The sequence below is a fragment of the Sphingomonas xinjiangensis genome (genome assembly GCF_014199255.1).
GTDB classification, from domain to species: Bacteria; Pseudomonadota; Alphaproteobacteria; order Sphingomonadales; family Sphingomonadaceae; genus Sphingomonas; species Sphingomonas xinjiangensis.
The window spans coordinates 167,852-191,237 of record NZ_JACIJF010000004.1 but is presented as its reverse complement, the minus strand read 5'-3'; the positions used below and the strand labels follow the sequence as shown (position 1 = coordinate 191,237).

The window sequence follows — 23,386 nt, the reverse complement described above, 5'->3', positions numbered from 1 at the left end:
GTGGCGCCGGTGCGGCTCTAGCCGCTCAGTGCCCAGCGATAGCGGCCGGTCAGCGGGTGATCGAACAGCGCCGCTTCCTCGCGCGTGCCGTTGCCGATGTTGTGGATGACATAGCCGGCGCGGCTGCCGCCGCCCCGGTCCGAGACGATGCCGGTATGGGGAAGTCGGCCGCCGATCAGGCTGGTGAAGATGTCTCCGGGCTGCCAGCCGGCGGGATCGCGCGGCACCGGCAGGCGGGCATGCTGGCGCAGGAAGAACGCCTGAAGATTGGGCACGCGGCGATGATCGATGTTGCGGTCTGGTCCCTTGAGGCCCCAGTTGCGCGGATAAGCGGCGAAGGCGCGGCGCATGTCGGCGTTCACCAGCGCCTGAAGATCGAGGCCGAAGGCGTCGCGATAGGCGCGGATCAGGACATCGGTGCACACGCCCTTGCCGCGCGGCACGTCGCCGCCGGGAAAGGGCAGCGCGGTATAGGCCGGGTCGTAGCGCAGCGTCTGGCCGACCTGGCAGCGCGCGGCCACGATCAGGCTGCTGGCATGGCGGATGCCCGGATCGGCGGCGGCGGGCGCGGCGCACAGGGCCGCGAGCCCGGCGACCACGGCGCGGCGCGTGACGGGAATGCCGGGGCGGGGGCCGGAGGGTGCTGACATGGGCTTCTCACGCTGCCTGGCGCGTGGGTGCGCCGGCGGGCGGCACGATAGACGGGCGCGGCGCGGCTGTCATGGGCCGCGCGCGAGGGCGCGTACGTGGGGCTCAGCGCAGGTGGCGCGCTGCCGCCGCATGCTTGGCAAGGGCGCGCGCAGTGCGTCCATCCGTCCGGGGGCGCCGATGGACGGATCAGCGAGCGCGTCCGGCAAATCTCGTAATCGCCCCAGCTGACTGCCGCCGCGCCGTGACAGGGGCGGCGAGCGGCAGTCAGGCGGCCATTCGCGCGTCCGGGTCGGCGTCGCAGTCTCCGCCGGCGCCGCCGTCCAGATCCAGCGCATAGCGGGCGCAGGGGGCCTCGGCGCCCCGGGCCGGGGCGTAGAGCTGGACGAGCGGGCCGCTGGGCTTGAAGCCGAGCTTGCGGAGCACCTTGCCCGAGGCGGGGTTGTCGACGAAATGGCCCGAGGTCACGCGGCGGATGCCCCGGGCACGAGCGGCGGCGAGGACGGCGGCGGCGGCCTCGGTCGCGTAGCCGCGCCCCCATGCCGACGGGGTGAGCCAATAGCCGAGTTCATGGGGCTCCTCGCCGACGCTTTGCACCGCGGCGGCACCGATCAGGCGGACGCCCGACCCGACATGCTCGAAGACCAGGAATTTGGGGCTGAGCGGATCGCTGAATTCGGCCATGAAGCGCGCGGCGGCATCCTCGCCATAGGGCCAGGGCGCGCGGCGCAGATTGCGGCACACCGCTTCATGCCCGATCGCCTGGGCGAGATCGCGGGCATCCTCCGGCCAGCCGGGCCGCAGCGTCAGTCTTTGCGTACGCACGAACATGACCAAACTCCTCGGTCCTGCGGTGCCCCTGGCGCATCACTGTGACACGCCGTTTGCAGCCGCTTTGTCGAGGGAGCATGAAAAAAGGGAGCCGGGGCGACCCGTCTCCCTTTATCAGCTGGTCCGTCTTGCTCGGACCCGGGTCACCCTGGTGGGCAACCCGGCTGGTTACCCGATGTTATTCGGCTGCTTCCGCAATCGCGTCTACCGAACAGAATTTACGGCCGAGACGGCCTTCCTTGAACGAGACGCGGCCGTCGATCAGCGCAAACAAGGTGTGATCCTTGCCCATGCCGACGTTCACGCCCGGATAAATCTTGGTGCCGCGCTGGCGCACGATGATGTTGCCCGCGATCACGGCTTCGCTGCCGAACTTCTTGACGCCGAGACGACGGCCAGCCGAATCGCGACCGTTGCGCGAAGAGCCGCCTGCTTTCTTATGTGCCATTTGCTAAAACTCCTCGTGCCTGCGCTCAGCCGATGGCCGTGATCTTCAGAATCGTGTGATTCTGACGATGGCCGTTCTTGCGGCGATAATTGTGGCGACGACGCTTCTTGAAGACGATGACCTTTTCGGCCTTCGCCTGTGCGACGATCTCTGCGGAGACGGTCAGGCCGTCCGTCGACTTGAAGTCGCCACCCTCGCCGGCGAGGAGGACATCCCCGAGCGTGATGGTCGAGCCGGCTTCGCCGTCGAGCTTCTCGACAACGATCTTGTCTCCTGCGGCAACGCGATACTGCTTGCCGCCCGTGCGCACGATAGCGAACATCGGGTCTCTTCTCTACATCAAATGCTTGTGCCCGCCATGGCAAAGCCCGGCAGGAGGAACGGCGCAGCTAAGGGATCGCCCCCGCCAAGTCAACCGGGTTGGGACCATTTAATGGCTTGGCGTGCGCGTGGCGAGGGCTTTGCGAGTCGCGGCAGGGAGGCTGCTCGGCTCGCCGGGCGGATCGGCTCGGCTCGTCGGGAGGGGCGGAATTGCGCCTCGCCAGCGGGTCGTTTCGCCGCTGCAACCTGTTCAAGGCGGGGCAGAGGCCTAGGGTCGGAGGCGAACAGGGGTGTTCAAACCGATCAAAGGATAACCCTTATGTTGTTGATCAGCCTTGCCGCCCTGATGGCGGCTCCCGCGCAGACCGCGCCGCAGCAGACGACTCCGCAGGCGCAGGTTCCAGAGACCGCGCCGGCGAATCCAAGCCCGGACACCGATCCCGCCGCGCCTGCGCCCGACGCGACCACCACCACCACGTCCGAAACCGACGCCAGCGCCGACCCTGTGGCACAGCCCGATGCCTCGGCACTGGCGCCCGGCGAATCGGACACGTCCTCCAGCCGGGAGCGGAAGCGCAAGAAGCCGCGCTGAGCCCGCTGGCTGGGTGCGGGCCGGGCAGGGAGGTCCCGGTCCGCACTTCGCCTTACACGCGACGCTTAATGGCGGTGCTCGGCCTTGAGATTGTACCTGCCTTGGCTTCGGCCATCGAACAGGCCGGCAATGGCGGGATGGTCGACGGGTTCGTCACTGTCGTCCGTCACCAGGTTCTGCTGGCTGACATAAGCGATGTAGCTCGAGTCGGAATTCTCCGCGAGCAGATGGTAGAAGGGCTGGTCCTTGGCCGGACGAACGTCCTCGGGGATCGAATCGTACCATTCTTCGGAATTGGCGAAGACCGGATCGACGTCGAAGATCACGCCGCGGAAATCGAACAGGCGGTGCCGCACCACATCCCCGATCGCAAAGCGCGCGGAGGAGACGGGAGGCATCGGAACAGCGGATTGAGAAGAAAGCGTGGAGACGGGGGTACGCGGCATATCGCCCAATTTAATGGCTGGGCATGTTTGTACAAGGACCCGCTTGCGGACCGGCAAAGCTTGCGTTAGAGGCCGCCGCTCAATTCGACCGGTGTGTCGCTCCCCAGGGAGCCCGATACGCCGCTTTCCCCTTGCGGAGAGGTGCCGGAGTGGTCGATCGGGGCGGTCTCGAAAACCGTTGAGCCCGCAAGGGTTCCGAGGGTTCGAATCCCTCCCTCTCCGCCATGGGGCTCCCCCGCAGCATCGAGCATCTTACGCAGCGGGACCTTCGCGCCTGTCCGGTGGTTGAGCGGGCATGCAGCATTCTTCTTCAGCACCATCGGGCTTGCGCCCCTGGGCCGCGCTGGCGATCATCGGCGGCGTGCTGGGCGCGAGCGCCTTGCTCGGACGGCGCAACGCGCCGGAGCCCGGCCACCCTGCCATCGACCGCTGGTACCACCGGCTCGACAAGCCAGGCTTCACGCCGCCCGACAAGGTGTTCGGCGCCGTATGGCCGGTGCTGGAGACGGGAATGGCGGCCGGCGGATACCGGCTGCTGCGCAGCGCCCCTTCACCCGAGCGCAACGTCGCGCTGGCGCTGTGGCTGGGAACCAGCGCGATGATCGGTGGATGGACCGAGCTGTTCTTCCGCCGCCACGAACTGGCGTCGAGCAGCGCCGCGGCTGCGGCCATGACCGGGGCGAGCGCCGCCTATGTCGCAACCGCAGCGCGGGTGGATCGCCCGGCTGCGCTGGCGGGCGTGCCGCTGACCGGGTGGCTGGTCTTCGCCACGGTGCTTGCAGAGGGCGTGCGGCGGCGTAACCGCTGACAAGACGCGCATTGCGGTTTGGCGGCGGTTCGGATTAGCTTCCCCTTTGCTTTTAAGGGGATGGTCCTTGCGCGCTGTACATGCCCGCCGCCTGATCGCGGCACTCCTGCTGGCCGGTGTTGCATCGGGCTACGCCCAGGCGCAGCAGGCGGCACCGCCACCGCGTATCGCGGTGCCGCCGATCGGCTTCACCGAGCGCACGTTGCCCAACGGGCTGCGCGTGATCGCGATTCGCGACACCACGACGCCGACAGTGAGCGTGCAGGTCTGGTATGATGTCGGGTCGAAGCACGACCCCGAAGGCCGCTCCGGTTTCGCGCACCTGTTCGAGCACATCCTGTCGCGCAAGACGCGCAACATGCCCTACAACATGATCAACCGCCTGACCGAAAATGTCGGCGGGGTACGCAATGCGTCGACTTGGTTCGACCGGACCAATTATTATGAAACGGTGCCGGCGCAGTATCTGGAAACGATGCTGTGGACCCATGCCGAGCGCATGGCGCGGCCGGTGATCGACGCCGAAGTGTTCAACACCGAGCGCAACGTCGTGAAGGAGGAGTATCGCCAGCGCGTGCTCGCGCCAGCTTATGGGCGGCTGCGGATCGCGCTGGACGAGAACAGCCACGATACCGTGCCCGAGCGGCGCTCCGGCATCGGCAGCCTGGAGCAGCTGGACGCGGCGACGCTGGAGGATGCACTGGCATTCCACCAGGCCTATTACGGGCCGGACACCGCGACGCTGATCGTCGCGGGCAATTTCGATCCGGCTACGCTGGAGCGGCATGTGGACCGCTATTTCGGCGCGGTGCCGCGGCGCAAGTCGGCGCTGCCGCTGGCGATCCGCGCGAGCGAAAAGCCGCGCACCCAGCCGCGAACGGTGACGGTCTATGCCCCCAATGTACCGCTCCCGATGATCGCCAGCAGTTGGCGCATTCCAGGTTCGGCGCATCCGGACCTGCCCGCGCTGGTAGTACTCGACGCCATCCTTGCCACTGGCGACAATTCAAGGCTGAAGCGCGCGCTGGTGTTCGACCGGCCGATCGCGAGCAATGCGGCGACCAACCTCAACGATGTCGAGGGCAACGGTTTCCTGGCGCCGATGGTCACGCTGGCCAGCGGGACGGCCGTGGAGCAGGCGGAGGCTGCGCTGGCCGCGGAGATCGCGCGGGTGCGCGATGCGCCCGTGAGCGCGGCGGAACTGGCCGAAGCGCGCAACGAGTTGATGGCCGATGCACTCGCCTCCCGCGAAACGGCGTCGGGCCGCGCCTTTGCACTGGGCGAGGCATTGGTGCGGACCGGCGACCCCAAGGCGGACGACAAGCGGCTGGCAGCGATCAACCGCGTGACGCTGGCCGATGTTCAGCGCGTCGCGCGGCTGTACCTGAAGCCCGAGGCGCGCGTGGATTTCCGCTATCTGGATGAGAGCAAGCGTCCGGCGGGAGAAAAGGACAATTGGCGGAACCCGGTGCCGATGCCGCGCTGGGCCACTGTGCCCGCGGCGACGGGTACGCCGCTGACACTGGCGCCCGAAGCTGAGCGCGAGCAGCCGCCGGCGCCCTCCGCTGCGGTGGCGGTGAGCGATCCAGCGATCGCGGAGGCGCGGCTGGCCAATGGCATCCGGCTGGTGACGGCGCGCACCGGCCAGGTGCCGATCGCGACGATGTCGCTGGTGTTCAAGGGCGGAAGCGCGACCGATCCGCAGGGCCGCGCGGGCGTGGCCGAGATGGCGGCGCTGATTGCGACCAAGGGAACGCCGACGCGGACGGCGCACCAGATCGCCGCCGAGCTGGAAGCGCTGGGTGCTTCGATCCGCGCCGATGCAGGACCCGACGGCACCGAACTGAGCGTTACGGCGCCGGTAAGTGCGCTGGAGGCGGCGGGACGGGTGCTGGCCGATGTCGCGCGCAATGCATCGTTTCCGGCCGCCGAGTTCGAGCAGGAGCGCCGCCGCAGCGTCGACCAGTTGCAGGTGGCGCTAAAGACGCCTGGGCCGCTGGCGGGGATGGTGATGCAGCGCGCGGTGTATGGCGCCGCGCCCTATGGAGGCGTTCCGACGCCGCGGTCGCTGGCGGCGATCGGGCGCGATGAACTCGTGGCGCAGCGCGATCGCTGGTGGCGGCCCGACAACGCAGCCTTGATCGTGACCGGCGGGATCACGCCGGCAGACGTGCGCGGCATCGCCGACCGCCTGTTCGCGGACTGGCGGGCAAGCGGGCCTGTGACGCCGGCTCCTGTGACGGGCGCAGGACAAGCCGGCAAGCCGCGGGTGATCGTGGTCGACATGCCGGGCGCCGGCCAGGCCGCAGTGGCGGCCGGGCTTCGCATCCCAGGACGCGGCGACCCGGCCTATCCCGACCTGATGATCGCCAACGCCGTGCTGGGCGCCGGATCGAATGGGCGACTGTTCCAGGAAGTGCGGGTCAAGCGGGCGCTGTCCTATGGCGCCTACAGCGCGCTTTCCCCGCGGGCGGGGCAGGGCCTGATGAGCGCGGTGGCGCAGACCAAGAACGAGAGTGCGCCCGACGTGGTCGGGATCTTCGAAACGGAGCTGAAGCGGCTTGCCGGCGAGCCGCTCGACGCTGAGACGGTTGGGCAGCGCGTGGCGTTCATGCAGGGCGGCGTGGCGCGGCAGGCGGAGACCAGTGCGGGCTTTGCCCGCACGCTCGCCAGCCTGATGTTACAGGGCGTCGAGCCGAGCGAGGCGGCGACGCTGCGCACGCGGATCGGCGCAGTGACGCCGCAGGCAGCTGCCGCGGCCGCGCGGCGGACGATTACGCCGGAAGGGGCGACGATCGTCGTGGTGGGCGACGCCAAGCTGTTCGTGGAGAAATTGCGGCAAACGCATCCCCAGGCCGAGGTGATTCCGGCTTCGGCGCTTGATCTGGATACGCCGCAGTTGCGGGGGCGGTGAGGGGAAGAGGGGCGGTGCTTGCCCCTCTCCTGCCTCGCTTCGCTCGCCACCTTCTCCCCGCAAGGGAGAAGGCGCCGGCGTCAAAGCGGCTTGTGGTAGATCAGATATTCGCGGTTGATGCGGCTTTCGATCGCGTCGGCGATGGCGAGCATTCCTTGATTGTCGTCGAGGATCCAGCCGATCTCCCCGCGGGTGGCGCCGTAATTGGCGACCGAGGCGCGACGGATATATTCGATCATCATGAAGGCGAGCTGGCTGGCCATGCGCGACGCCTGAAGGCGCTTGACCACGCCCATTAGCGGCACGCGTACCGTGCGTGCCCGTGGCTTGCGGAGCCACAGCAGCAGCTTGGCCCAGCCGAACGGCAGCAGCGAGCCGCCCAGCGGCTTCACGGCTTCGTTCATGTCGGGCAGGGTGACCATGAAGGCGACAGGCTCATCATCAAGCTCGGCGATCATGATCAGATCTTCGAACACCAGCGGCTTCAACTTCTTGCCCACGTCGGCGATTTCGGGCGGCGTGAGGGGCACAAAGCCCCAATTTTCCGCCCAGGCATCGTTGAGAATCGCGAGGATGATCGCCGCTTCTTCATCGAAGCGCGACTTGTCGACGCCGCGGATGCGGATGCGGCCGTTCTTTTCACCATTGGCCACGATGCGCTGGATGAGAGGTGGAAAGTCCTGGGTGATATCGACTTCGTAAGTGACCAGCTTTTTGGCCTGCGTGTAGCCGAGTGCTTCGATCCAGCCCTGATAAGCGGGCGAATTGTGGCCCATCAGCACGGTTGGAGAATGGTCGTGCCCCTTTACCAGCAGGCCCGGATCTTCCCAGATCGAAAGGCTGACCGGGCCGATCGCCCGAGTCATGCCCTGCTCGCGAAGCCATTGCTCGGCCTGGGCGATCAGCACGCTGGCGACGCCTTCATCCTCGGCCTCGAACAGGCCCCAAAAGCCGGTACCGGGGCCGAAGCCCTGTTCGGCAGGCTGTTCGAGCGCCAGGCGATCGATATGCGCGGAAATGCGGCCTACGACCTGACCGCCGCGTTCGGCGAGAAACAGCTGCGCCTCGGCATGGCTGAACCAGCCATTCTTCTTCGGATCGATCGTGCCGGCGACTTCCTGCTTGAGCGGCGGCACCCAGTGCGGGTCGTTCGCATTCAGGCGATAGGCTAGGTCAATGAACGCCTTGGTATCGCGCTTGGTGCGGACGGGGCGAACCGTGGGGGCGGCGGTGGCCAAGGCGGACGATCCTTTGCTTGGGAATGCGGGCCGCGCGGAGCGGCGGTCGACGCGCTACATATCCGGCGCACAAGCGGGGTGGAAGAGGGGGGAGCGTTGCGGGAACGTCGCGGCGATCCTAGGTGCAGGCGCATGACCGCGAGCGACCTACAGGATCTGCTGACCGCCACGCTGCTGCGCCAATATGGCGGGAGCCGGCGGCGGTGGAAAACCGTGCTGGGGGCGATGCGGGTCTATGACCCGGCGACGCACCCCCATTGCAACTGGTCGGTCGCGCCGTCGGGGAGCGTTGCCGAAGTGGCGGCGATCGAGGCGCTGCTGGACCGGGTGCGCGGAGAGCATCCGATTGTAAGCGAAGGCTGAGGCTAGCCCTTATCGAGCATAGTGGCTGTCTGCGATCCACCCCTTGCAGGGGAGGATCGGGGTTTATCCCACCCCGCGCGCGTCGGCCGCCAATCGGGGCGCGATGGTGCCGGGCTTGTTGCCGAAATGCCGGAGCACGTCGTTGGCGATCGCGGGCACCCGCCCCCGCCCCCTCCCATGCAGGAAGGGGAGGGGGCGGTGGCCGAGCTTACTGTTCGGTTTCGGCGCTCTCGTTGGTGGCGCCTTCGTCGCGCGAGATGCGGGCGGTCATGCCGGTGGCATCGGCATCGTCGCGGGTCTGCTGGTCGTCCGACAGGGCCGGTGCGGCGTCGGGCTGTGCTTCGGTGTTGGCGTTGTCGATGCGCGGCGCGGCAGGCGCTTCGTCTTGCACTTCGGTCAGATTCTCGGGCTCCGGCACCGACAGGTTCTCGGTCGTCATTTCGGTGTTGGCAGTGCTGTCATCCGAGCCATTCTCCCCGCCATTGCAGGCAGCGAGCGACAGGCCGGCGGCGATGACGGTGGCGAGAGCGATGCGATTGGTCTTCATGAGAAAGGTCCCCTCTTTCCTTAGCGTGACGCCACAGCGGTGGCCGCCGAGCGATTTTCGATCTTCGAAGCCAGCTTCTTGTCCCAGCTATACGGGTCGGCGCGGAAGTTCATGCCGTTGCCGCCCGCGAACGCGGTCCAGTAGAGCAGATAGACCGACACCTGGTCCTGCGGCTGAAGCTGGACGCGCTGAGTTTTTTCCGTGGCGAGGGCGGCATTGATCTGCTCGGGCTGCCAGTTCTGATCGTTGCGGAACAGCAGTTCGGCCAATTCACCCGGCTTTTCCAGACGGACGCAGCCATGGCTTTCCAACCGGCTGAAGCCCGAGAATGCCGCCTGGGCGGGCGTGTCGTGCAGATACACGGCGTAAGGATTCTGGAAGTCGAACTTGTAGCGGCCGAGGGCGGTCTTGGGGCCGGGCTGCTGTTGGAGCCGGCGATTGGGGCCGGTGCCGATCACCTTGTAATTGTTGCGCGCGAGATACGCCGCCCCCTTGGGGAACAGCTCCTTCGTGGCGATGCTGGTGGGCACGTTCCAGGGCGGATTGAGCACCACCGAATGGATGCGCGACTGGAGCATCGGCGTTTCGTTGCCCGGGCGCCCGGTAACCGCCTTCATCGAGGCAATGGCTTCATCGCCTTCGAACACGGTGAGCACGGCTGCGGCGATGTTCACCTGAATACGCTTGGCGGGCATTTCCGCCGGCAGCCAGCGCCAGCGCTCCATGTTCGCCATGATCTGGCGCACACGGTCGCCCACGGGCACGTTCAGCGCGCCGAGCGTGCCGGTGGACACGGTGCCGGTCGGGCGCAGGCCATAGCGGCGCTGGGCGCGGATCACTGCTTCCTTCAGCGCGGCGTCGAAGGTGGCGCCGGTCGCCGCGACCTGGCTGTCTTCGACCGCCAGCCGCTTGCGCAGCGCCGTGACGCGGGCGCCGGTGGCGCCGACCGACAGGTCCGGGCCGGCCGGCAGAGTGGCCCAGCCGCCCTTGGCCTCGATATCGCGATACTTGGCGAGCCCCTTTTGCAAGCCGTCATAGCCGGCATAAGGCGGGGGCAGCGAACGCAACCAGGCAGCGATGCGGTCGCGCTTCACGGCGTCGGCAAAGCCGGGCAACGGATCGAACGGCTGCGGGCGCAAGCCCCAATCCTGCTGGAAGTCGCTCTGGTCCAAACGTCCGGAATGTACCGCGCGCGCATAATCGAGCGTGGCGCGCACCAGCGCTTCATCGCTGCCCAGGCGCGGGCCGGAAGCACCGTCGTGGCGCAACCCCTGTTCATAGCCGGCATCGGTCAGCAGCCGCGCGAGTTCGGCGCTCTGCTTGGGCGACAGGGCCGGAAGCTGCACGGGCGCGGGCGGCACAACCGGCTGAACCGTAGGCGCGGGCGCCTGCTGCTGCGCGAGCCCGGGTCCTGCCGCAAGGCCCGCGATTGCCGCAGCCGCAACCCCGCGGTGGAAGAGAGAAGAAAGGTGGTTACGCTTAGATACTGAATACATTCCTGCGCGGTTCCTGTTGCTAACCCGGCCGAACTGAGGACCACATAGGGCCTTGGGCGCGCAAGTGCGAGCGGGGAATGCATGCGTGCCGGCCATTCCGACTCGCCGGCGATGACATCGCTGTGCCGGCGGTTTACAGGCCGCGGCGTGACTGGGAAGAGAATGCGATGATCCGCACGGGACTTATCGGCTTCGGCCTGGGGGGAACGGCATTTCACGCGCCGCTGATTGCGGCGGTGGACGGGTTGGTCTTGTCCGCGGTGACGACATCACGGGCAGAGGCGGTCCATGCCGCCTATCCGCAGACGCGGGTCGCCACGCCCGACGATGTCATCGCCGATCCCGCAATCGACCTGGTCGTGATCTCCACACCCAATGCGACGCACTATCCGCTTGCCCGCGCGGCGCTGGAGGCGGGCAAGCATGTGGTGATCGACAAGCCGTTCGCCGGCTGCGCCGAAGAAGCGCGCGCGCTGGTGGATCTGGCCCGCGCCAATGGGCGCCTTGCCGTTCCCTTCCACAATCGGCGCTGGGACAGCGACTTCCTGACGGTGCGCAGCCTGGTCGAGGCGGGGCGGCTGGGCGAAGTGCTGTTGTACGAAGCGCATTGGGACCGTTTCCGGCCCGAGCCGTCGCAGCAATGGAAGGAAACGCCCGCAGCGGGCGCGGGGCAACTCCTGGACCTGGGACCGCACCTGATCGATCAGGCGCTGTTGCTGTTCGGTGGCCCCGAAGCGGTGAGCGGCGACCTGGCCGTGCAGCGGGCACAGGGCGTCATCGACGATTATTTCAGCGTGACGCTTCATTATGGCGCGCGCCGGGTGGTGCTCGCCTCTTCGCGGATGATCGCGGCGCCGCGCCCGCGCTTCGGGATCTACGGGCGGACCGGCAGCTTCGTGAAATTCGGGTTGGACCCGCAGGAAGCGGCGATGCGGGCCGGTGCCAGTGTCGAGGATGCCAGCCACGGGGCCGAAGATCCCTCCCTGTACGGCGTGCTGACGCTCCCGGAGGGAGGCCGCGAGACGATCCCGTCGCAGCGCGGTGACTACCGGTGCTTCTATGCCGGGATTGTCTCGGCAATCGCGCGAGGCGCGCCGCCGCCGGTGGCGGCATCCGACGCGATCCTGGGGCTGCGCATCATCGACGCCGCACGGGAGAGCGCGGCCGAGGGCCGGCGGATCGCGCTGGTCTGAGGCCGGCTTAGGCCGCCTGTGACAGCGCGCCGTTCCGCGCGAGGTGCCAGGCGAGGAACGCGTCGGCGCGCATCGGGCGGGCGAACAGATAGCCCTGACCCTCGTCGCAATTCAAATCGGAGAGCGCCTGGCGTACTTCCTCGGTTTCGATCCCTTCGGCGACGACGCGGTATTCAAGGTCATGCGCGAGCGACAGCATCGACGCGACCAGCGCGCGTTCGCGCGGGCTGGCCAACATGTCCTGAACGAACGACCGGTCAATCTTGAGAACGCGCGCGGGAAGGCGCTGAAGATAGGTCAGGCTGCTATATCCCGTCCCGAAATCGTCGATCGCAATGACGATGCCGGCCGCGTTCAGCATTGAAATTTGCGACAGCGCGGCGTCTACATTGTCCATCATCGCGCTTTCGGTCACTTCCAGTTCCAACGCGGAGGCGGGCACGCGATGCTTGAGCAACTGACGCTGCACCTGGGCGGCAAAATCGGCCTGTTGCAGGTTATGCGCGGAGACGTTGACGGCCATCTGGATGTCAATACCCCCCGCGTGCCAGGCGTGAAGCTGGTGGAGCGCGGTGTTCAGGACCCAGCTGGTGGTGGGGCCGGCCAAGGCAGTTTGTTCGATGATCGGGATGAATTCGGCAGGGGAGATCGGGCCGAGCGCAGGGTGGTTCCAGCGCAGCAGCGCCTCGACCCCGACGCACGCGCCCGAGCGGAGATTGATCCGAGGCTGGTATTCCAGCGACAGCTGCGTGCCGGAGTCTAGCGCCGTTCCGAAATCGTTGAGCAGCCGGAAGCGCCGGCGATGCGTTTCGTCCATGTTGGGCGAATAGGCGGATACGAGCGAGGAGGAGAGGCGCGCATCCTGTGCAGCGCTGTGCGCGCGGCGGAGCACCGACGAAGGGCTGGCACGCCCAACGACAAAGGGTGCAATGCCGATGGTGCTGGTCATCACGAAGCGGGCGCGGGAGGTGCCGCTGTGATGTGCCAGGAGGTTGGCGAGAAGTTCGCAATAGCTTGGTTGTTCCACGTCCGGCGGCGCGAGAAATGCGAACTGGGTGGCGGCGACGTGGTAGGCGGTGCGGCCCGGGCCGATCACCTTGGTGATGGTGCAGGCCGTGTCCCGGACGATATCGTCCATAAAGCCCGAGCCCATCACGCGCATGCCGTTCGACAGCTGGTCATTGCGGGCGAGATCGAGCAGGACTGCGAGGCGTTGCTCGCCCGGATGGTCCCGGCCCAAATCGTTCAGATCCTCGAGAAACTGGTTGCGGTTGGGCAGCCCGCTCAACGGATCGATGCGGCCAAAGGCGTGCTGCAGCTCGATCTGGTCCATGACCATGCGGGCAAGATCGGTCAGGGCGCTGATCTCCTCGTGGGAGGTTTCGCGCGGCTCGGTGCCGAGCACGCATAGCGCACCCAGGCTGTGTCCCTCGCGCGTCACGAGCGGCGCGCCGGCATAATAGCGGACGCCCTGCTCCGCGAGCAGGCTGTCGCCGTAATTAGGGCATGCGTGAAGATCGGGGATCAGGAGAACGCTCGATGTTTCGGCTACCTCACCGCACGGCGCCTTTTCGCGCGGGATCGACCGATGATCGATGCCGACCCGCGACTTGAACCATTGACGGTCCCGGTCGGTCAGCGAGATCGCGGCGATGGGCAAGCCAAAGATCTGGCTCGCCATCCGCGTGATACGGTCGAAACTCTCGCTGGACGAGGTGTCGAGTAGTGACAACCGGTACAGCGCGTCTAACCGCGCTTCTTCATTGAAAGGCGACATGGGATCTTGTCCTTGTTCGCCGTACCTATCGGCTGGAAGTGACCAAAACCTAAACTGCGCTCCAGCCCGGCTGTCGGCTGCGCCACCGGCGAGGCGGCCGGCGAAGGCCAGTTGCCTTGCCTTCGCACCCCTCCTATCTCGAACCAAACAACCGCAAAGGGCCAGGACACTCACATGACCAGTTTCGACGATCGCGAACGCGCGTTTGAGGCGAAGTTCGCGCGCGACGAGGAGATGGCTTTCCGTGTCATTGCCCGGCGCAACCGGCTGATTGGCCAATGGGCCGCCGCCAAGATGAAGCTGACCCCGGAAGAAACCGACGCCTATGCCAAGGCTGTCGTCCAGGCCGATTTCGAGGAGGCGGGCGATGAGGACGTGATCCGCAAGCTGATCAGCGACCTGCTCGCCGCCGGGGTGGATGTGGACGAGGCCGAAGTTCGCCGCGCACTGGAAGAGCAGGCGGTCGAGGCGCGGCGCCAGCTGATGGAAGCGCAGTAAGATGGGCATGGCCGCAGCCGAGATCGAGGCGCTGATCAAGTCCGGCATTCCGGATGCGCGCGTCGAGATCACCGATCTTGCCGGTGACGGCGACCACTATGCAGCGCGGGTCGTCGCCCCCATGTTCAAGGGGATGCCGCGGGTGCGCCAGCACCAGGCGGTTTATGCGGCGCTAGGCGGGCGCATGGGCGGCGTGCTGCACGCGCTCCAATTGACCACCGAAGCGCCTGTCGAGGAGTGATACCAAGTGACCGATGACGTTCAGGCCCGGCTGCAGACGCTGGTCGACAGCAACGACGTGCTGCTGTTCATGAAGGGCAGCCCGCTGTTTCCGCAATGCGGCTTTTCCAGCCGCGCAATCGCGATCCTCAACCATATTGGCGTCGAGTTCGAGAGCGTCGACGTGCTGCAGGACCAGGGCGTCCGGCAGGGGATCAAGGCGTTCTCCGACTGGCCGACCATCCCCCAGCTTTATGTGAAGGGCGAGTTCGTCGGCGGATCGGACATCATGATGGAAATGTACGAAAGCGGCGAGCTTCAGCAGCTGCTGACCGAGAAGGGGTTAGCCGCGCAGGCCTGATCTCTTCTTCGATCGTTTTCTGTCACCCCGGGCTCGTGCCGGGGTCCATTTCACCGGCGGGCCGTGGCTGAACCATCAGCTTCTCGCGGGCGGACGGATGGACCCGGCCTCGAGCGCGGGGTGACGTGTTTTTGTGGGGTGGCGCGCCTCTGGATCCGGCTGCCTGTCTGCCGAGTCGCGCCTGTTACTGGTGTAAAACCCGGGGCGGGTGGGTCGACGCGAGACCGGAGAGCTGGCCGACCCACCCTTATGAAGCGTTGAACGCTCGGGTGCCTTTCGCTCTGCACTCGCCGTGCCAACTTGCACAACTGACGCATTTCCTAGCCGCCTAGCGGTTAACGACTGCTTACTGGGGGTGGCGCCTGTAAACAGCCCCGACACCTTGCCGCACAGGGACACGTAAAATCCCCCTTGACTACAGCTGTAATCGTGAGCGATTACATACGTAGTCGGGAGAGGAAGTCATGACCGAGCGTATCAGCGAAGCCGAACATGCCGTGATGGAGGTGCTGTGGGATGAGGCCCCGCTCACTGCCCAGGAGGTGGCCGAGCGGGTGCCCGAAACGCGGGGCTGGAGCGCCAACACGGTCAAGACCCTGCTCGGGCGGCTGCTTGCCAAGAGCATCATCGCGCATGAGGAAGACGGCCGTCGCTATCGTTATCGCCCGCTCGTCGCGCGTGGCGACTATGTCGCCGGCGAATCGCGCCGCTTGATGGATCGCCTGTTCGGAGGCAGGCTGACGCCGCTGGTCGCACATCTGGCCGAGCGCGACCAGATCACCGACGAAGACATCGCCGAGATCGAAGCCCTGTTGAAGGAGCTGAAGTCATGATCGCCTGGGCAGTTGAGACGTTCGTCGCCACGACCCTGCTGATGCTGCTGGTGCTTGGCCTGCGCGGTCCCGTGCGGCGGCATTTCGGACCTCACATGGCCTACGCCTTGTGGGCTCTGCCGGTCGCGCGGCTGGTGCTGCCGCCGCTGCCCGGCGATTGGCAGCTGACCCGCCTTTTCGCGCCGCTCATGCACCGGGTCGAAGAGGCGCGGGGGGTGACGGTTGGCATCATGAATCCGGAAACGCTGCCTCCCGAGCTCGTCTCGCACGTCACGCGGGCGACAATCGAGGTGGGCAGCCATCACGCTACGCTGGCGCTCGTGCCGCCCACCATGGTGGAAGGCGGGCCAAGCCCGCTTCTGCTGCTGCTGGGACTTTGGGCGCTCGGCGCCTTGGCCTTCCTGGCCTATCACTTGGTCGCGCATCGCCGCTATTGCCGCCATCTACTCGCCCGCGCGCGGGTCGACCGTACCGTGGCGCAGGGCACGGTACGCGTCGTCGAAACCGACGCCGCGCACGGGCCGCTCGCCTTCGGCGTGTTCCGTAAGTACGTCGCCTTCCCGCGCGACTTCGCCGAACGCTATGACGAGCAGGAGCGCGACCTGGCGCTTGCCCATGAGCTTGGCCACCACGCCCGCGGCGACCTGCTCGCCAATTGGGTGGCGCTGGTCGTCCTTGCTCTCCACTGGTTCAATCCGGTCGCCTGGAGGGCCTTTCGCGCCTTCCGCGCAGACCAGGAAATGGCGTGTGACGCGCTGGTGCTCGCCGGCCGTGCCCAGGCACTGCGCCATGCCTATGGCCGTGCGATCGTCAAGTCCGCGCATGGGGGCGCGGTCTCGGCAGCTTGTCACTTGCACACGATCAACGAAGTCAAAGGGAGGCTCAGAATGCTTGCAAAGACGAACGAATATTCTTCCCGCCGTATCGCGAGCGGCGTTGCGGCCATGACCCTGATCGGCCTTGGTGCCCTTGGCCTGACGGCGTCGGGCACGGCTGCCGCCACGCGCATCACCGAAGAGGTGACTTCGATGACCGGCATTACGCTAGACCAGGACATGCCGGCTCCACCCACGCCCCCGGCTCCCCCTTCCGCCCCGGAAGCGCCTGAGGCGCCCGAGCCGCCGACGCCACCCCTTGCGCCCGAACCCGGCGCCGCGCCGTCGCACCGAGATGTCTATCACCATGGCAGCAACAAGGATGGCAAGCGGATCGAGAAGGTCGTCGTGACGCAGGCGGACGGCACGCGGCATGTCGCAGTGGTGCCGAACATCCCACCGCTCCACGTCAACATCCCCGAGATTCGCGACGGCAAGTGCGGCAAGGCCGGCCCGAACGGCGAAACGGTGATGCACCGCCAGAATGGTGACAAGAAGGTCATGATCATCTGCACCGATCGCATCGAGGCCATGACCGAGAACGCCACCCGCATGGCGATGCACGGCAAGCGCATGGGCCTGGAAGCCGGGCGCATGGGCATCGAATCCGCCCGCCGCGCCATCCAGGCTGACCGCAACATCGGCGAAGCCGACCGCGCCAACGCCCTGAAGGAGCTCGACGAAGCGATGGCCGAGATCGCCACGGAGCTCGCCAACGACGATTGAGTTGGGGGAGGGGCGGTGCGCGGCTTGCCTGCGTTCGTCGTGCATCGCCCTTCATTGGGGCCGGCCGCTTACTCCTTCGCGGCCGGCCCCTTTTGCCTGCGCAAGTGCCCGCCCTTGCGTTCGCGGCGCCCGCCCGCCACATCGCGGCAATGAACGACGCAACCACCGGGGTCGCGATGGCGGTCGACCCGCTCGTCACGCGCGTCCTGGCGCCGAACCCATCGCCTTACACGCACACCGGCACACAAAGCTATCTGGTCGGGACCACCGATCTGGCGGTGATCGACCCAGGGCCCGACGATCCCGCCCATGTCCAGGCGCTGCTCGATGCGATCGACCGGCGGCCGGTGGTGGCCATCCTGTGCACACACACGCACCGCGATCACAGCCCAGCCGCCGCGGCGCTCAAGGCTGCGACCGGTGCCCCGGTGATGGGGTGCGCTCCGCTGAGGGTGAACGGCGCCGGGCCGGGCGCCGACGCGGCGTTCGATCCCGATTATGCGCCCGACCGGATCCTGCAGGACGGCGACAGCGTGGCCGGGCAGGGGTGGACGCTGGTGGCGGTGGCGACCCCGGGGCATACCTCCAATCACGTGGCGTTCGCGCTGCCCGAGGCGCGGGCGCTGTTCAGCGGCGACCATGTAATGGGCTGGTCGACCAGTGTGGTGGCGCCGCCGGACGGCGATATGGGCGCGTATATGGCGAGTCTGGAAAAGCTGATAGGCCGCGACGACCGCATCTACTTTCCGGGGCATGGGGATGCGGTGGAGAACCCGCAGCGGCTGGTCCGCGGGATGCTGGGGCACCGCAAGCAGCGCGAAGGCCAGATCCTGCGCCTGCTGCGCGCGGACCCGCTGGCGATCCCGGCGATGGTGGCGCGCATGTATGTTGGGCTCGACCCCCGACTGGCGCGCGCGGCGGCGGGGTCGGTGCTGGCGCATCTGATCGACCTGCGGGGCCGCGGCCTCGTGCACGAGGAGGCCGGTCAGTGGAAGAGCGCAGCGTAAGGAACTGGGGCTGCGTGAAGTTCGTCGCGCTGCTGCTGGCGCTGTTGCTCACCGTGGGTGCCGGGTTCTGGTTCCTCGGCCAGAGCGTCAAGCAGCAGTTCACCGGTCCCGATCCGGTGACGATCGCTCAGGCGAGCCTGCAGGGGCTGCGCGAGCAGAACCGGCTGTCGACCTTTGCTGCGCGTTATGTCGCGGTGGTCACGTCCAAGCAGAGCCGGCTGGGGATGAGCGCGCAGAAGACGCTGATCATGCCGGGCATGGTCCGCTACGAAGTCGACATGGCCAAGCTTCAGCAGAAGAACGTCAGCTGGGACGCGAACGCCAAGCGGCTGACGGTCACGCTGCCCCCGGTAGAGATCGTCGGGCCCGAGATCGACCTGAACGCCATGCGCGAATATGACGAAGGGGGCTTGTTGATGCGCTTCACCGACGTCGAGGACCGGCTGGATGCGGCCAACCGCAAGGCAGGACAGGCCGAGCTGGTGCGCCAGGCGCGCGAGGCGACCCCGATGAAGCTGGCCAAGGATGCGACGCGGCGGGCGGTGGAGCGCAGCTTCGCGATGCCGCTCAAGGCAGCGGGCCTGAATGCGACGGTGCAGGTCTATTTCCCCGACGAGCGGCCGGGCGGCAGCCGTGAGATCTGGGATGCGTCGCGCAGCGCGCGCGAGGTGATCGAGAACCGCTGGTAGCAACCCATACTTGATCGCCGCGATGGACAGGGCCATGTCGGCGGCGACTATCACGGGATTGAACGAGAACATGGACGCACGGCTGGGGCAGGGAACGGCAGGCTTGGACCTGCGCGCGGAGATCGAGCGGCTGCGCAAGGAGCGCAACGCGGTCATCCTGGCGCATTATTACCAGAAGCCCGAGCTTCAGGACCTGGCCGACTTCGTGGGCGACAGCCTGGACCTGAGCCGCAAGGCCGCAGAGACCGATGCCGAGGTGATCGCCTTTTGCGGCGTGCGCTTCATGGCCGAGACCGCCAAGATCCTGTCGCCCGACAAGATCGTCGTGCTGCCCGACATGAACGCCGGGTGCAGCCTGGAGGACAGCTGCCCGCCCGAGCAGTTCGCCGCGTTCCGCGCGCAGCATCCCGATCATATCGCGCTCACCTACATCAACTGTTCGGTGGAAGTGAAAGCGCTGAGCGACATCATCGTCACCAGCTCCTCGGCCGAGCGCATCCTGGCGCAGATCCCGCCCGAGCAGAAGATCATCTTCGGCCCGGACCGCAATCTGGGCGGCTATCTGACCCGGGTGACTGAGCGCGAGATGCTGCTGTGGCCGGGAGTGTGCATCGTGCACGAGGCGTTCAGCGAGACCGAACTGCTCAAGCTCAAGGCGCAGCATCCCGGCGCGCCGATCGCGGCACATCCCGAATGCCCGCCGCACATCCTGGACCATGCCGATTATGTCGGGTCGACCCGCGGCATCCTGGAGTTCGCGCAAAGCTTTCCGGGCGACACGCTGATCGTCGCGACCGAGCCGCACATCATCCACCAGATGGAAAAGGCGCTGCCGGGCAAGACCTTTATCGGCGCGCCGGGCGCGGACGGGAACTGCAACTGCAACATCTGCCCGTACATGGCGCTGAACGACATGGAAAAGCTGTACCTCGCGCTGCGCGACTTGAACCCGCGCATCGAGATCGAGGAGGACATGCGGCTGAAGGCCAAGAAGAGCCTCGACCGCATGCTGGAGATGGCGAGTTCGAGCGTCGGCTATGGCGATCTGGGGCCGGTGCGCGTCACCGGCGATTGAGTATCATGACGATCTGAACACCCGGCCTGCTCGTGCGTTGCTGCCGCTTATTCTTGAGGAACAAGCGGTTGCAGCAGGAAGACGATCCATACAGCCCGACTCGCCTTGAGTCTGGCACGCTCAACAGCGCGCTACTGCGCAACATCGAAGTGCTGACCGAGCGCCGCCACGCCGAGGCGGCGCAGGCCGGGCTGCAAGAGCGGATCGCCGACAAGATCACCGGCTTCACCGGATCGATGGCGTTCGTGTACCTGCACCTCGTGGCTTTCGGCTTTTGGATCACGGCCAATCTCGGCTGGATACCGGGGGTGCCGCAATGGGATCCCAGCTTCGTGGTGCTCGCGATGGAGGCGTCGGTCGAGGCGATCTTTCTCTCCACCTTTGTGCTCATCAGCCAGAACCGGATGATGTCCGCCGCCGACCGCCGAGCCGATCTCGACCTCCAGATAAACCTGCTGACTGAGCATGAGGTTACCAAGCTTGCAGGCATGGTCCGCGCCATCGCCGAGAAACTCGACGTCGCCCAAGCGCAGGATCACGAAGTTCGCGAGATCGAACGTGACGTGGCGCCTGAGGCAGTGCTCGACGTGATGGACGGGAAGGAAGAGGCCCCGCCGGGCTGACAATCGCACGTCCGCCGATTAGGAGGGCGCCATGACCTTCCAGCTCGACCGCTTCGATCTCGACGCTTTTCTTCGTGCCACCCTGGCGGAGGATCTGGGGGACGTCGGCGACATCACCTCTGTCGCCGTAATCCCCCACGACGCGGTGTTCGCCGGCGTGATGGACAGCCGGGACGCGATCACCGTGGCGGGGCTGCCGATCGCCGAGGCGTTCTTCCGCATGCTCGATCCCGGGGTGCGTCTGGAGCGTTTGGTGGAGGACGGCGTTCAGGTGCCGGCTGGAACCGAGTTGCTGCGCCTTCACGGCCGCGCCCGGGCCATGCTGACCGCCGAGCGGTCGGCGCTCAACACTGTGCAGCACCTTTCGGGCATCGCGACGCTGACGCGCAGCTATGTCGATGCGATCGCGGGCACCGGCGCTACTTTGCTGGATACCCGCAAGACGTTGCCGGGACTACGGATGCTGGAGAAGTACGCCACGCGTATGGGTGGGGCGAAGAACCACCGCCTGGGGCTGTGGGACGCGGCGATGATCAAGGACAACCATGTCGCCGTTGCCGGATCGGTGGGAGAAGCGGTGCGGCGCGCGGCATCAGCCGGGATCGCCTCCATCATCGTCGAAGTCGACCGGCTCGACCAGATTACGTCGGCGCTCGACGCGGGCGCGACGCATCTGCTGCTCGACAATATGGACCCGGCGACGCTGCGGGAGGCCGTGGCGCTGGTCGCGGGACGCGTACCGACCGAGGCTTCGGGCGGCGTTCGGCTCGACACGATCCGCGCTATCGCGGAGAGCGGCGTGACGTATGTCAGCGTGGGCCGGCTAACGCAGTCGGCGCCGGCCGCCGATATCGGGCTGGACTTCAGCGCGGGGTGATTGTCACCGTCGAGGGGTGATGCTTGTCGAGATGCCGCTTGATGATCTTCAGGTTGCGCGTGTTCGAACGGAAGAAGAAGTCGGGGATCGCGCCGACCCAGGGAATCAGCCCCAGCGCCCAGTCGACGCCAACATTGCCAGCCATGCGCGCGATTGCGGTCTTGGACATGCCTAGGTTGCGCGCTTCCCAAGTCATGTAGAGCCCCATACCGGCGGCAACGGTAGTGCCGATGCCGGGGATAAGGTCGAGCATCACGTCCAAGCCGAACGTCTGCTTGGTGCCGGGAATGGTGAAGCCGCGCTCCAGCACCTTTTCCATCGCTTCGACGCGGGCACGCACGGCGGCGGGATCTTTGCCGATCGGCATGCGGCCCATGCCGCCCGAACCCATCCGCGTCGTCTTTGCCACCATGCTACTCCCTGTCGTTACGCAGATGGTTCAACGGGTGCCATGCGCGCGTGTTCCGCTGCCACGCGTCAAGCCGCAGTGCCACCGCCGACCAGCGCAGCGGCTGAGCAAGCGGGATAAAGGCTGCGTCGCGGGTCAGTGCCGCGTCGGCTTCGGCTATGCGTTGTGCCCGTTCCGTCAGACTGGGGGCTTCGCGCCCTGCTGCGATCAGTGCCGCCGCTTCCGGCGAACAGGCGACGCAGGCGGTGTTCACATACCAGCGTCCGCTATCATAGGGTGCCACTTCGTCGAGCAGCCGCAGTTCCGCCGGGGCGTCGATCGCGACTCGGACCGGCGTCAGCCCGATCCGCAGCATGGCCTCGGCCAGATGTCCCCAGAGCAGCGTGGCGCCCGGGCCGGTAGGCAGCGCGATGCGGACCTCCATCGGGCCGGGATGCGTCCGCCGCCAGAGCGCCACGCGCGCGCGCGCCGCCGCGCGCCGGTCACCCTGCGTCATGATGCTCCAGGTCGACAGCGCGGGCGGCACTGCTGAATCGAGCTGCGCGGGCAGCAAGGTCTCACTGGGCGTCCAATTGGGCATCAGCGCCTGCGTGAGCCGGGCGCGGTCGATCGCCATCGATACGGCGGCGCGGTTTCCCGCATCCGCCAGAAATCCCTCGCGCCGCACGACCGCGAGGCCGAACAGGCCTTGTGCCGGATCGATGCGAAGATTGGCGGGGTTCAGCCCGACGCTCGTGGCGATCGGCCAGTCGGTGAACCGGCCGCCGAGGATCAGGTCTGACTGGCCTGCGCGGAAGCGGGCGATCGCCACCGCCGCGCGTTCACCGAACAGGCGCAGGCTGCGCGAGGCAGGTGTCGAAGCATCTTCACTTGCATAAGTCTGGTCTACGGCATGCAGCAGGACGCCGCCGCCCGACGGTTGCGCACGAAATGGGCCGCTACCATCACGTCCTCGAGGCCGCAGCACGGCGAGTTCGGGCTGCGCGAACAGCTTCAACAGATCGGGACGGGGCTGCTTAAGCCGGACCTCGATGATCTGCGGCGTCATTTCCACTACCTGATCGATCACGGCGAGATAGGGCGCCAGCGCGTTGCGGCTGCGCTCGGCCGCGCTCCTGCGGATCGAGCGCACGACCTGACCCGCGGTAACCTCCGTGCCATCGCCCCAATGCGCCTCGCGCAAGCGGAAGATATAGCTGCGCCCATCGTCAATCACGATCCAGCGCTCGGCCAGTCCGGGCTCAATGCCACCAGCCGAGTCGAATCGCACCAGCCCCTGAGCGGTGGCCCCGACCAGCACGCGCTGCGCAAAATCGAGCTTGCTGGCACTCGGATCGGCGATTGTCGCTGCTCCGCCGATTGCACTCGCGACCACCGGCGCATTGCCCTGACGCCGCGGCTGTCCGCCGCAGCCCGCCAGCGACAGCCCCAGCAAAAGTATCAGGAGATTACGGATGATGTACGCTCCGGCGGCTAACCCTTGGCCGTTTATGATGCTGTGATTAGCATGCCAACCCCTGAGCTAGGTTGACGAATGCTAGTGAATCAGCCGATAATTACTGCGGCGCACCA

The 23,386-nt window shown here is 66.8% G+C and carries 26 protein-coding genes and 1 tRNA gene; 16 read left to right on the top strand and 11 right to left on the bottom strand.

Translation table 11 applies throughout. The features are described 5' to 3' along the window. Window positions 1–17: 17 nt before the first annotated feature. From FHT02_RS08975 to rplU, 4 genes are all read right to left on the bottom strand, one after another. Window positions 18–650, bottom strand: a complete 633-nt coding sequence (locus tag FHT02_RS08975) for a DUF1287 domain-containing protein (RefSeq protein WP_184086645.1) — start codon at window positions 648–650, stop codon at window positions 18–20. 265 nt (window positions 651–915) lie between these two features. Continuing rightward, the gene (locus FHT02_RS08970) at window positions 916–1,479 is read right to left on the bottom strand and encodes a GNAT family N-acetyltransferase (protein ID WP_184086644.1); all 564 of its coding nucleotides are present in this window, start codon (window positions 1,477–1,479) and stop codon (window positions 916–918) included. 178 nt (window positions 1,480–1,657) lie between these two features. Next, on the bottom strand, window positions 1,658–1,927 hold the full coding sequence (gene rpmA, locus FHT02_RS08965; protein WP_184086643.1) for a 50S ribosomal protein L27: 270 nt from the start codon (window positions 1,925–1,927) through the stop codon (window positions 1,658–1,660). 25 nt (window positions 1,928–1,952) lie between these two features. Then, window positions 1,953–2,249: a 50S ribosomal protein L21 gene (rplU, locus tag FHT02_RS08960; RefSeq protein ID WP_184086642.1), complete on the bottom strand. Its 297-nt coding sequence runs from the start codon at window positions 2,247–2,249 to the stop codon at window positions 1,953–1,955. Window positions 2,250–2,567: 318 nt separating this feature from the next. Between rplU and FHT02_RS08955 the strand changes: the two genes are divergently transcribed. Further along, window positions 2,568–2,840, top strand: coding sequence for a hypothetical protein (locus tag FHT02_RS08955; RefSeq protein WP_184086641.1), 273 nt, complete (start codon window positions 2,568–2,570; stop codon window positions 2,838–2,840). A 65-nt stretch (window positions 2,841–2,905) separates the two neighbouring features. Here FHT02_RS08955 and hspQ read toward each other — a convergent pair whose 3' ends face one another. Then, the gene (gene hspQ, locus FHT02_RS08950; RefSeq protein ID WP_246352279.1) at window positions 2,906–3,286 is read right to left on the bottom strand and encodes a heat shock protein HspQ; all 381 of its coding nucleotides are present in this window, start codon (window positions 3,284–3,286) and stop codon (window positions 2,906–2,908) included. Window positions 3,287–3,421: 135 nt separating this feature from the next. Between hspQ and FHT02_RS08945 the strand changes: the two genes are divergently transcribed. From FHT02_RS08945 to FHT02_RS08935, 3 genes are all read left to right on the top strand, one after another. Continuing rightward, a tRNA-Ser gene (locus FHT02_RS08945) sits at window positions 3,422–3,511 on the top strand. A gap of 70 nt (window positions 3,512–3,581) precedes the next feature. Continuing rightward, window positions 3,582–4,094, top strand: coding sequence for a TspO/MBR family protein (locus tag FHT02_RS08940; protein ID WP_184086640.1), 513 nt, complete (start codon window positions 3,582–3,584; stop codon window positions 4,092–4,094). Window positions 4,095–4,161: 67 nt separating this feature from the next. Further along, window positions 4,162–7,008 carry a M16 family metallopeptidase gene (locus FHT02_RS08935; RefSeq protein ID WP_184086638.1) on the top strand — a complete coding sequence of 949 codons (2,847 nt, stop codon included), beginning with the start codon at window positions 4,162–4,164 and terminating at the stop codon, window positions 7,006–7,008. An 80-nt stretch (window positions 7,009–7,088) separates the two neighbouring features. On the opposite strand, the gene FHT02_RS08930 is transcribed toward FHT02_RS08935, so the two are convergent. After that, window positions 7,089–8,246 (bottom strand): GNAT family N-acetyltransferase, encoded by a 1,158-nt coding sequence (locus FHT02_RS08930; RefSeq protein ID WP_184086637.1) that lies wholly within the window; start codon window positions 8,244–8,246, stop codon window positions 7,089–7,091. Between the two features lie 132 nt (window positions 8,247–8,378). Between FHT02_RS08930 and FHT02_RS08925 the strand changes: the two genes are divergently transcribed. Next, on the top strand, window positions 8,379–8,609 hold the full coding sequence (locus FHT02_RS08925) for a hypothetical protein (protein ID WP_184086635.1): 231 nt from the start codon (window positions 8,379–8,381) through the stop codon (window positions 8,607–8,609). Between the two features lie 208 nt (window positions 8,610–8,817). On the opposite strand, the gene FHT02_RS08920 is transcribed toward FHT02_RS08925, so the two are convergent. Both FHT02_RS08920 and FHT02_RS08915 read right to left on the bottom strand, forming a co-directional pair. Continuing rightward, window positions 8,818–9,156: a hypothetical protein gene (locus tag FHT02_RS08920; protein WP_184086633.1), complete on the bottom strand. Its 339-nt coding sequence runs from the start codon at window positions 9,154–9,156 to the stop codon at window positions 8,818–8,820. 20 nt (window positions 9,157–9,176) lie between these two features. Then, a complete protein-coding gene (locus FHT02_RS08915; protein ID WP_184086631.1) occupies window positions 9,177–10,652 on the bottom strand; it encodes a L,D-transpeptidase family protein in 1,476 nt (491 codons plus the stop codon). Window positions 10,653–10,819: 167 nt separating this feature from the next. Here FHT02_RS08915 and FHT02_RS08910 point away from each other — a divergent pair, with 167 nt between their 5' ends. Beyond that, the gene (locus FHT02_RS08910) at window positions 10,820–11,845 is read left to right on the top strand and encodes an oxidoreductase (RefSeq protein ID WP_184086629.1); all 1,026 of its coding nucleotides are present in this window, start codon (window positions 10,820–10,822) and stop codon (window positions 11,843–11,845) included. 7 nt (window positions 11,846–11,852) lie between these two features. Here the strand turns inward: FHT02_RS08910 and FHT02_RS08905 are convergent, their stop codons facing one another. Further along, window positions 11,853–13,622: a putative bifunctional diguanylate cyclase/phosphodiesterase gene (locus FHT02_RS08905; RefSeq protein WP_184086628.1), complete on the bottom strand. Its 1,770-nt coding sequence runs from the start codon at window positions 13,620–13,622 to the stop codon at window positions 11,853–11,855. Between the two features lie 174 nt (window positions 13,623–13,796). Between FHT02_RS08905 and FHT02_RS08900 the strand changes: the two genes are divergently transcribed. The 10 genes from FHT02_RS08900 (at window position 13,797) to nadC (ending at window position 21,405) form a co-directional block, all read left to right on the top strand. Further along, window positions 13,797–14,120, top strand: coding sequence for a DUF1476 domain-containing protein (locus FHT02_RS08900; protein WP_184086625.1), 324 nt, complete (start codon window positions 13,797–13,799; stop codon window positions 14,118–14,120). A gap of 1 nt (window position 14,121) precedes the next feature. Next, the gene (locus FHT02_RS08895) at window positions 14,122–14,361 is read left to right on the top strand and encodes a BolA/IbaG family iron-sulfur metabolism protein (RefSeq protein ID WP_184086623.1); all 240 of its coding nucleotides are present in this window, start codon (window positions 14,122–14,124) and stop codon (window positions 14,359–14,361) included. A gap of 6 nt (window positions 14,362–14,367) precedes the next feature. Then, window positions 14,368–14,700 (top strand): Grx4 family monothiol glutaredoxin, encoded by a 333-nt coding sequence (gene grxD / locus FHT02_RS08890; RefSeq protein WP_184086622.1) that lies wholly within the window; start codon window positions 14,368–14,370, stop codon window positions 14,698–14,700. Window positions 14,701–15,164: 464 nt separating this feature from the next. Next, window positions 15,165–15,533 carry a BlaI/MecI/CopY family transcriptional regulator gene (locus FHT02_RS08885; protein ID WP_184086620.1) on the top strand — a complete coding sequence of 123 codons (369 nt, stop codon included), beginning with the start codon at window positions 15,165–15,167 and terminating at the stop codon, window positions 15,531–15,533. Next, entirely contained in the window at window positions 15,530–17,134 is a 1,605-nt protein-coding gene (locus tag FHT02_RS08880; protein WP_184086618.1) for a M56 family metallopeptidase, read from the top strand. Before FHT02_RS08885 ends, FHT02_RS08880 begins: the two co-directional genes overlap by 4 nt. A 149-nt stretch (window positions 17,135–17,283) precedes the next feature. After that, on the top strand, window positions 17,284–18,141 hold the full coding sequence (locus FHT02_RS08875) for an MBL fold metallo-hydrolase (protein ID WP_184086616.1): 858 nt from the start codon (window positions 17,284–17,286) through the stop codon (window positions 18,139–18,141). A 14-nt stretch (window positions 18,142–18,155) separates the two neighbouring features. Continuing rightward, on the top strand, window positions 18,156–18,830 hold the full coding sequence (locus FHT02_RS08870; protein WP_184086615.1) for a DUF4230 domain-containing protein: 675 nt from the start codon (window positions 18,156–18,158) through the stop codon (window positions 18,828–18,830). A 70-nt stretch (window positions 18,831–18,900) separates the two neighbouring features. After that, window positions 18,901–19,905 (top strand): quinolinate synthase NadA, encoded by a 1,005-nt coding sequence (gene nadA / locus FHT02_RS08865; RefSeq protein WP_184087070.1) that lies wholly within the window; start codon window positions 18,901–18,903, stop codon window positions 19,903–19,905. Between the two features lie 68 nt (window positions 19,906–19,973). Continuing rightward, window positions 19,974–20,528, top strand: coding sequence for a DUF1003 domain-containing protein (locus FHT02_RS08860; protein ID WP_221239383.1), 555 nt, complete (start codon window positions 19,974–19,976; stop codon window positions 20,526–20,528). 31 nt (window positions 20,529–20,559) lie between these two features. Next, window positions 20,560–21,405 (top strand): carboxylating nicotinate-nucleotide diphosphorylase, encoded by an 846-nt coding sequence (nadC, locus tag FHT02_RS08855; RefSeq protein ID WP_184086613.1) that lies wholly within the window; start codon window positions 20,560–20,562, stop codon window positions 21,403–21,405. On the opposite strand, the gene FHT02_RS08850 is transcribed toward nadC, so the two are convergent. Both FHT02_RS08850 and FHT02_RS08845 read right to left on the bottom strand, forming a co-directional pair. Then, window positions 21,392–21,817, bottom strand: coding sequence for a DUF4112 domain-containing protein (locus FHT02_RS08850; protein ID WP_425506424.1), 426 nt, complete (start codon window positions 21,815–21,817; stop codon window positions 21,392–21,394). The genes nadC and FHT02_RS08850 overlap by 14 nt on opposite strands. A gap of 1 nt (window position 21,818) precedes the next feature. After that, on the bottom strand, window positions 21,819–23,189 hold the full coding sequence (locus FHT02_RS08845; protein ID WP_343056876.1) for an ABC transporter substrate-binding protein: 1,371 nt from the start codon (window positions 23,187–23,189) through the stop codon (window positions 21,819–21,821). Between the last annotated feature and the right edge of the window lie 197 nt (window positions 23,190–23,386).

Bases quoted from the DNA above. Each gene is read 5' to 3' on its own strand.
- FHT02_RS08885 (WP_184086620.1), top strand. From the start codon at position 15,165: ATGACCGAGCGTATCAGCGAAGCCGAACATGCCGTGATGGAGGTGCTG.
- FHT02_RS08940 (WP_184086640.1), top strand. From the start codon at position 3,582: ATGCAGCATTCTTCTTCAGCACCATCGGGCTTGCGCCCCTGGGCCGCG.
- nadA (WP_184087070.1), top strand. From the start codon at position 18,901: ATGGACGCACGGCTGGGGCAGGGAACGGCAGGCTTGGACCTGCGCGCG.
- rplU (WP_184086642.1), bottom strand. From the start codon at position 2,249: ATGTTCGCTATCGTGCGCACGGGCGGCAAGCAGTATCGCGTTGCCGCA.
- FHT02_RS08850 (WP_425506424.1), bottom strand. From the start codon at position 21,817: ATGGTGGCAAAGACGACGCGGATGGGTTCGGGCGGCATGGGCCGCATG.
- FHT02_RS08920 (WP_184086633.1), bottom strand. From the start codon at position 9,156: ATGAAGACCAATCGCATCGCTCTCGCCACCGTCATCGCCGCCGGCCTG.
- FHT02_RS08875 (WP_184086616.1), top strand. From the start codon at position 17,284: ATGAACGACGCAACCACCGGGGTCGCGATGGCGGTCGACCCGCTCGTC.
- rpmA (WP_184086643.1), bottom strand. From the start codon at position 1,927: ATGGCACATAAGAAAGCAGGCGGCTCTTCGCGCAACGGTCGCGATTCG.
- FHT02_RS08955 (WP_184086641.1), top strand. From the start codon at position 2,568: ATGTTGTTGATCAGCCTTGCCGCCCTGATGGCGGCTCCCGCGCAGACC.
- FHT02_RS08925 (WP_184086635.1), top strand. From the start codon at position 8,379: ATGACCGCGAGCGACCTACAGGATCTGCTGACCGCCACGCTGCTGCGC.
- FHT02_RS08905 (WP_184086628.1), bottom strand. From the start codon at position 13,622: ATGTCGCCTTTCAATGAAGAAGCGCGGTTAGACGCGCTGTACCGGTTG.
- hspQ (WP_246352279.1), bottom strand. From the start codon at position 3,286: ATGCCGCGTACCCCCGTCTCCACGCTTTCTTCTCAATCCGCTGTTCCG.
- FHT02_RS08970 (WP_184086644.1), bottom strand. From the start codon at position 1,479: ATGTTCGTGCGTACGCAAAGACTGACGCTGCGGCCCGGCTGGCCGGAG.
- FHT02_RS08910 (WP_184086629.1), top strand. From the start codon at position 10,820: ATGATCCGCACGGGACTTATCGGCTTCGGCCTGGGGGGAACGGCATTT.
- FHT02_RS08900 (WP_184086625.1), top strand. From the start codon at position 13,797: ATGACCAGTTTCGACGATCGCGAACGCGCGTTTGAGGCGAAGTTCGCG.
- FHT02_RS08895 (WP_184086623.1), top strand. From the start codon at position 14,122: ATGGGCATGGCCGCAGCCGAGATCGAGGCGCTGATCAAGTCCGGCATT.
- FHT02_RS08880 (WP_184086618.1), top strand. From the start codon at position 15,530: ATGATCGCCTGGGCAGTTGAGACGTTCGTCGCCACGACCCTGCTGATG.
- FHT02_RS08915 (WP_184086631.1), bottom strand. From the start codon at position 10,652: ATGTATTCAGTATCTAAGCGTAACCACCTTTCTTCTCTCTTCCACCGC.
- FHT02_RS08975 (WP_184086645.1), bottom strand. From the start codon at position 650: ATGTCAGCACCCTCCGGCCCCCGCCCCGGCATTCCCGTCACGCGCCGC.
- nadC (WP_184086613.1), top strand. From the start codon at position 20,560: ATGACCTTCCAGCTCGACCGCTTCGATCTCGACGCTTTTCTTCGTGCC.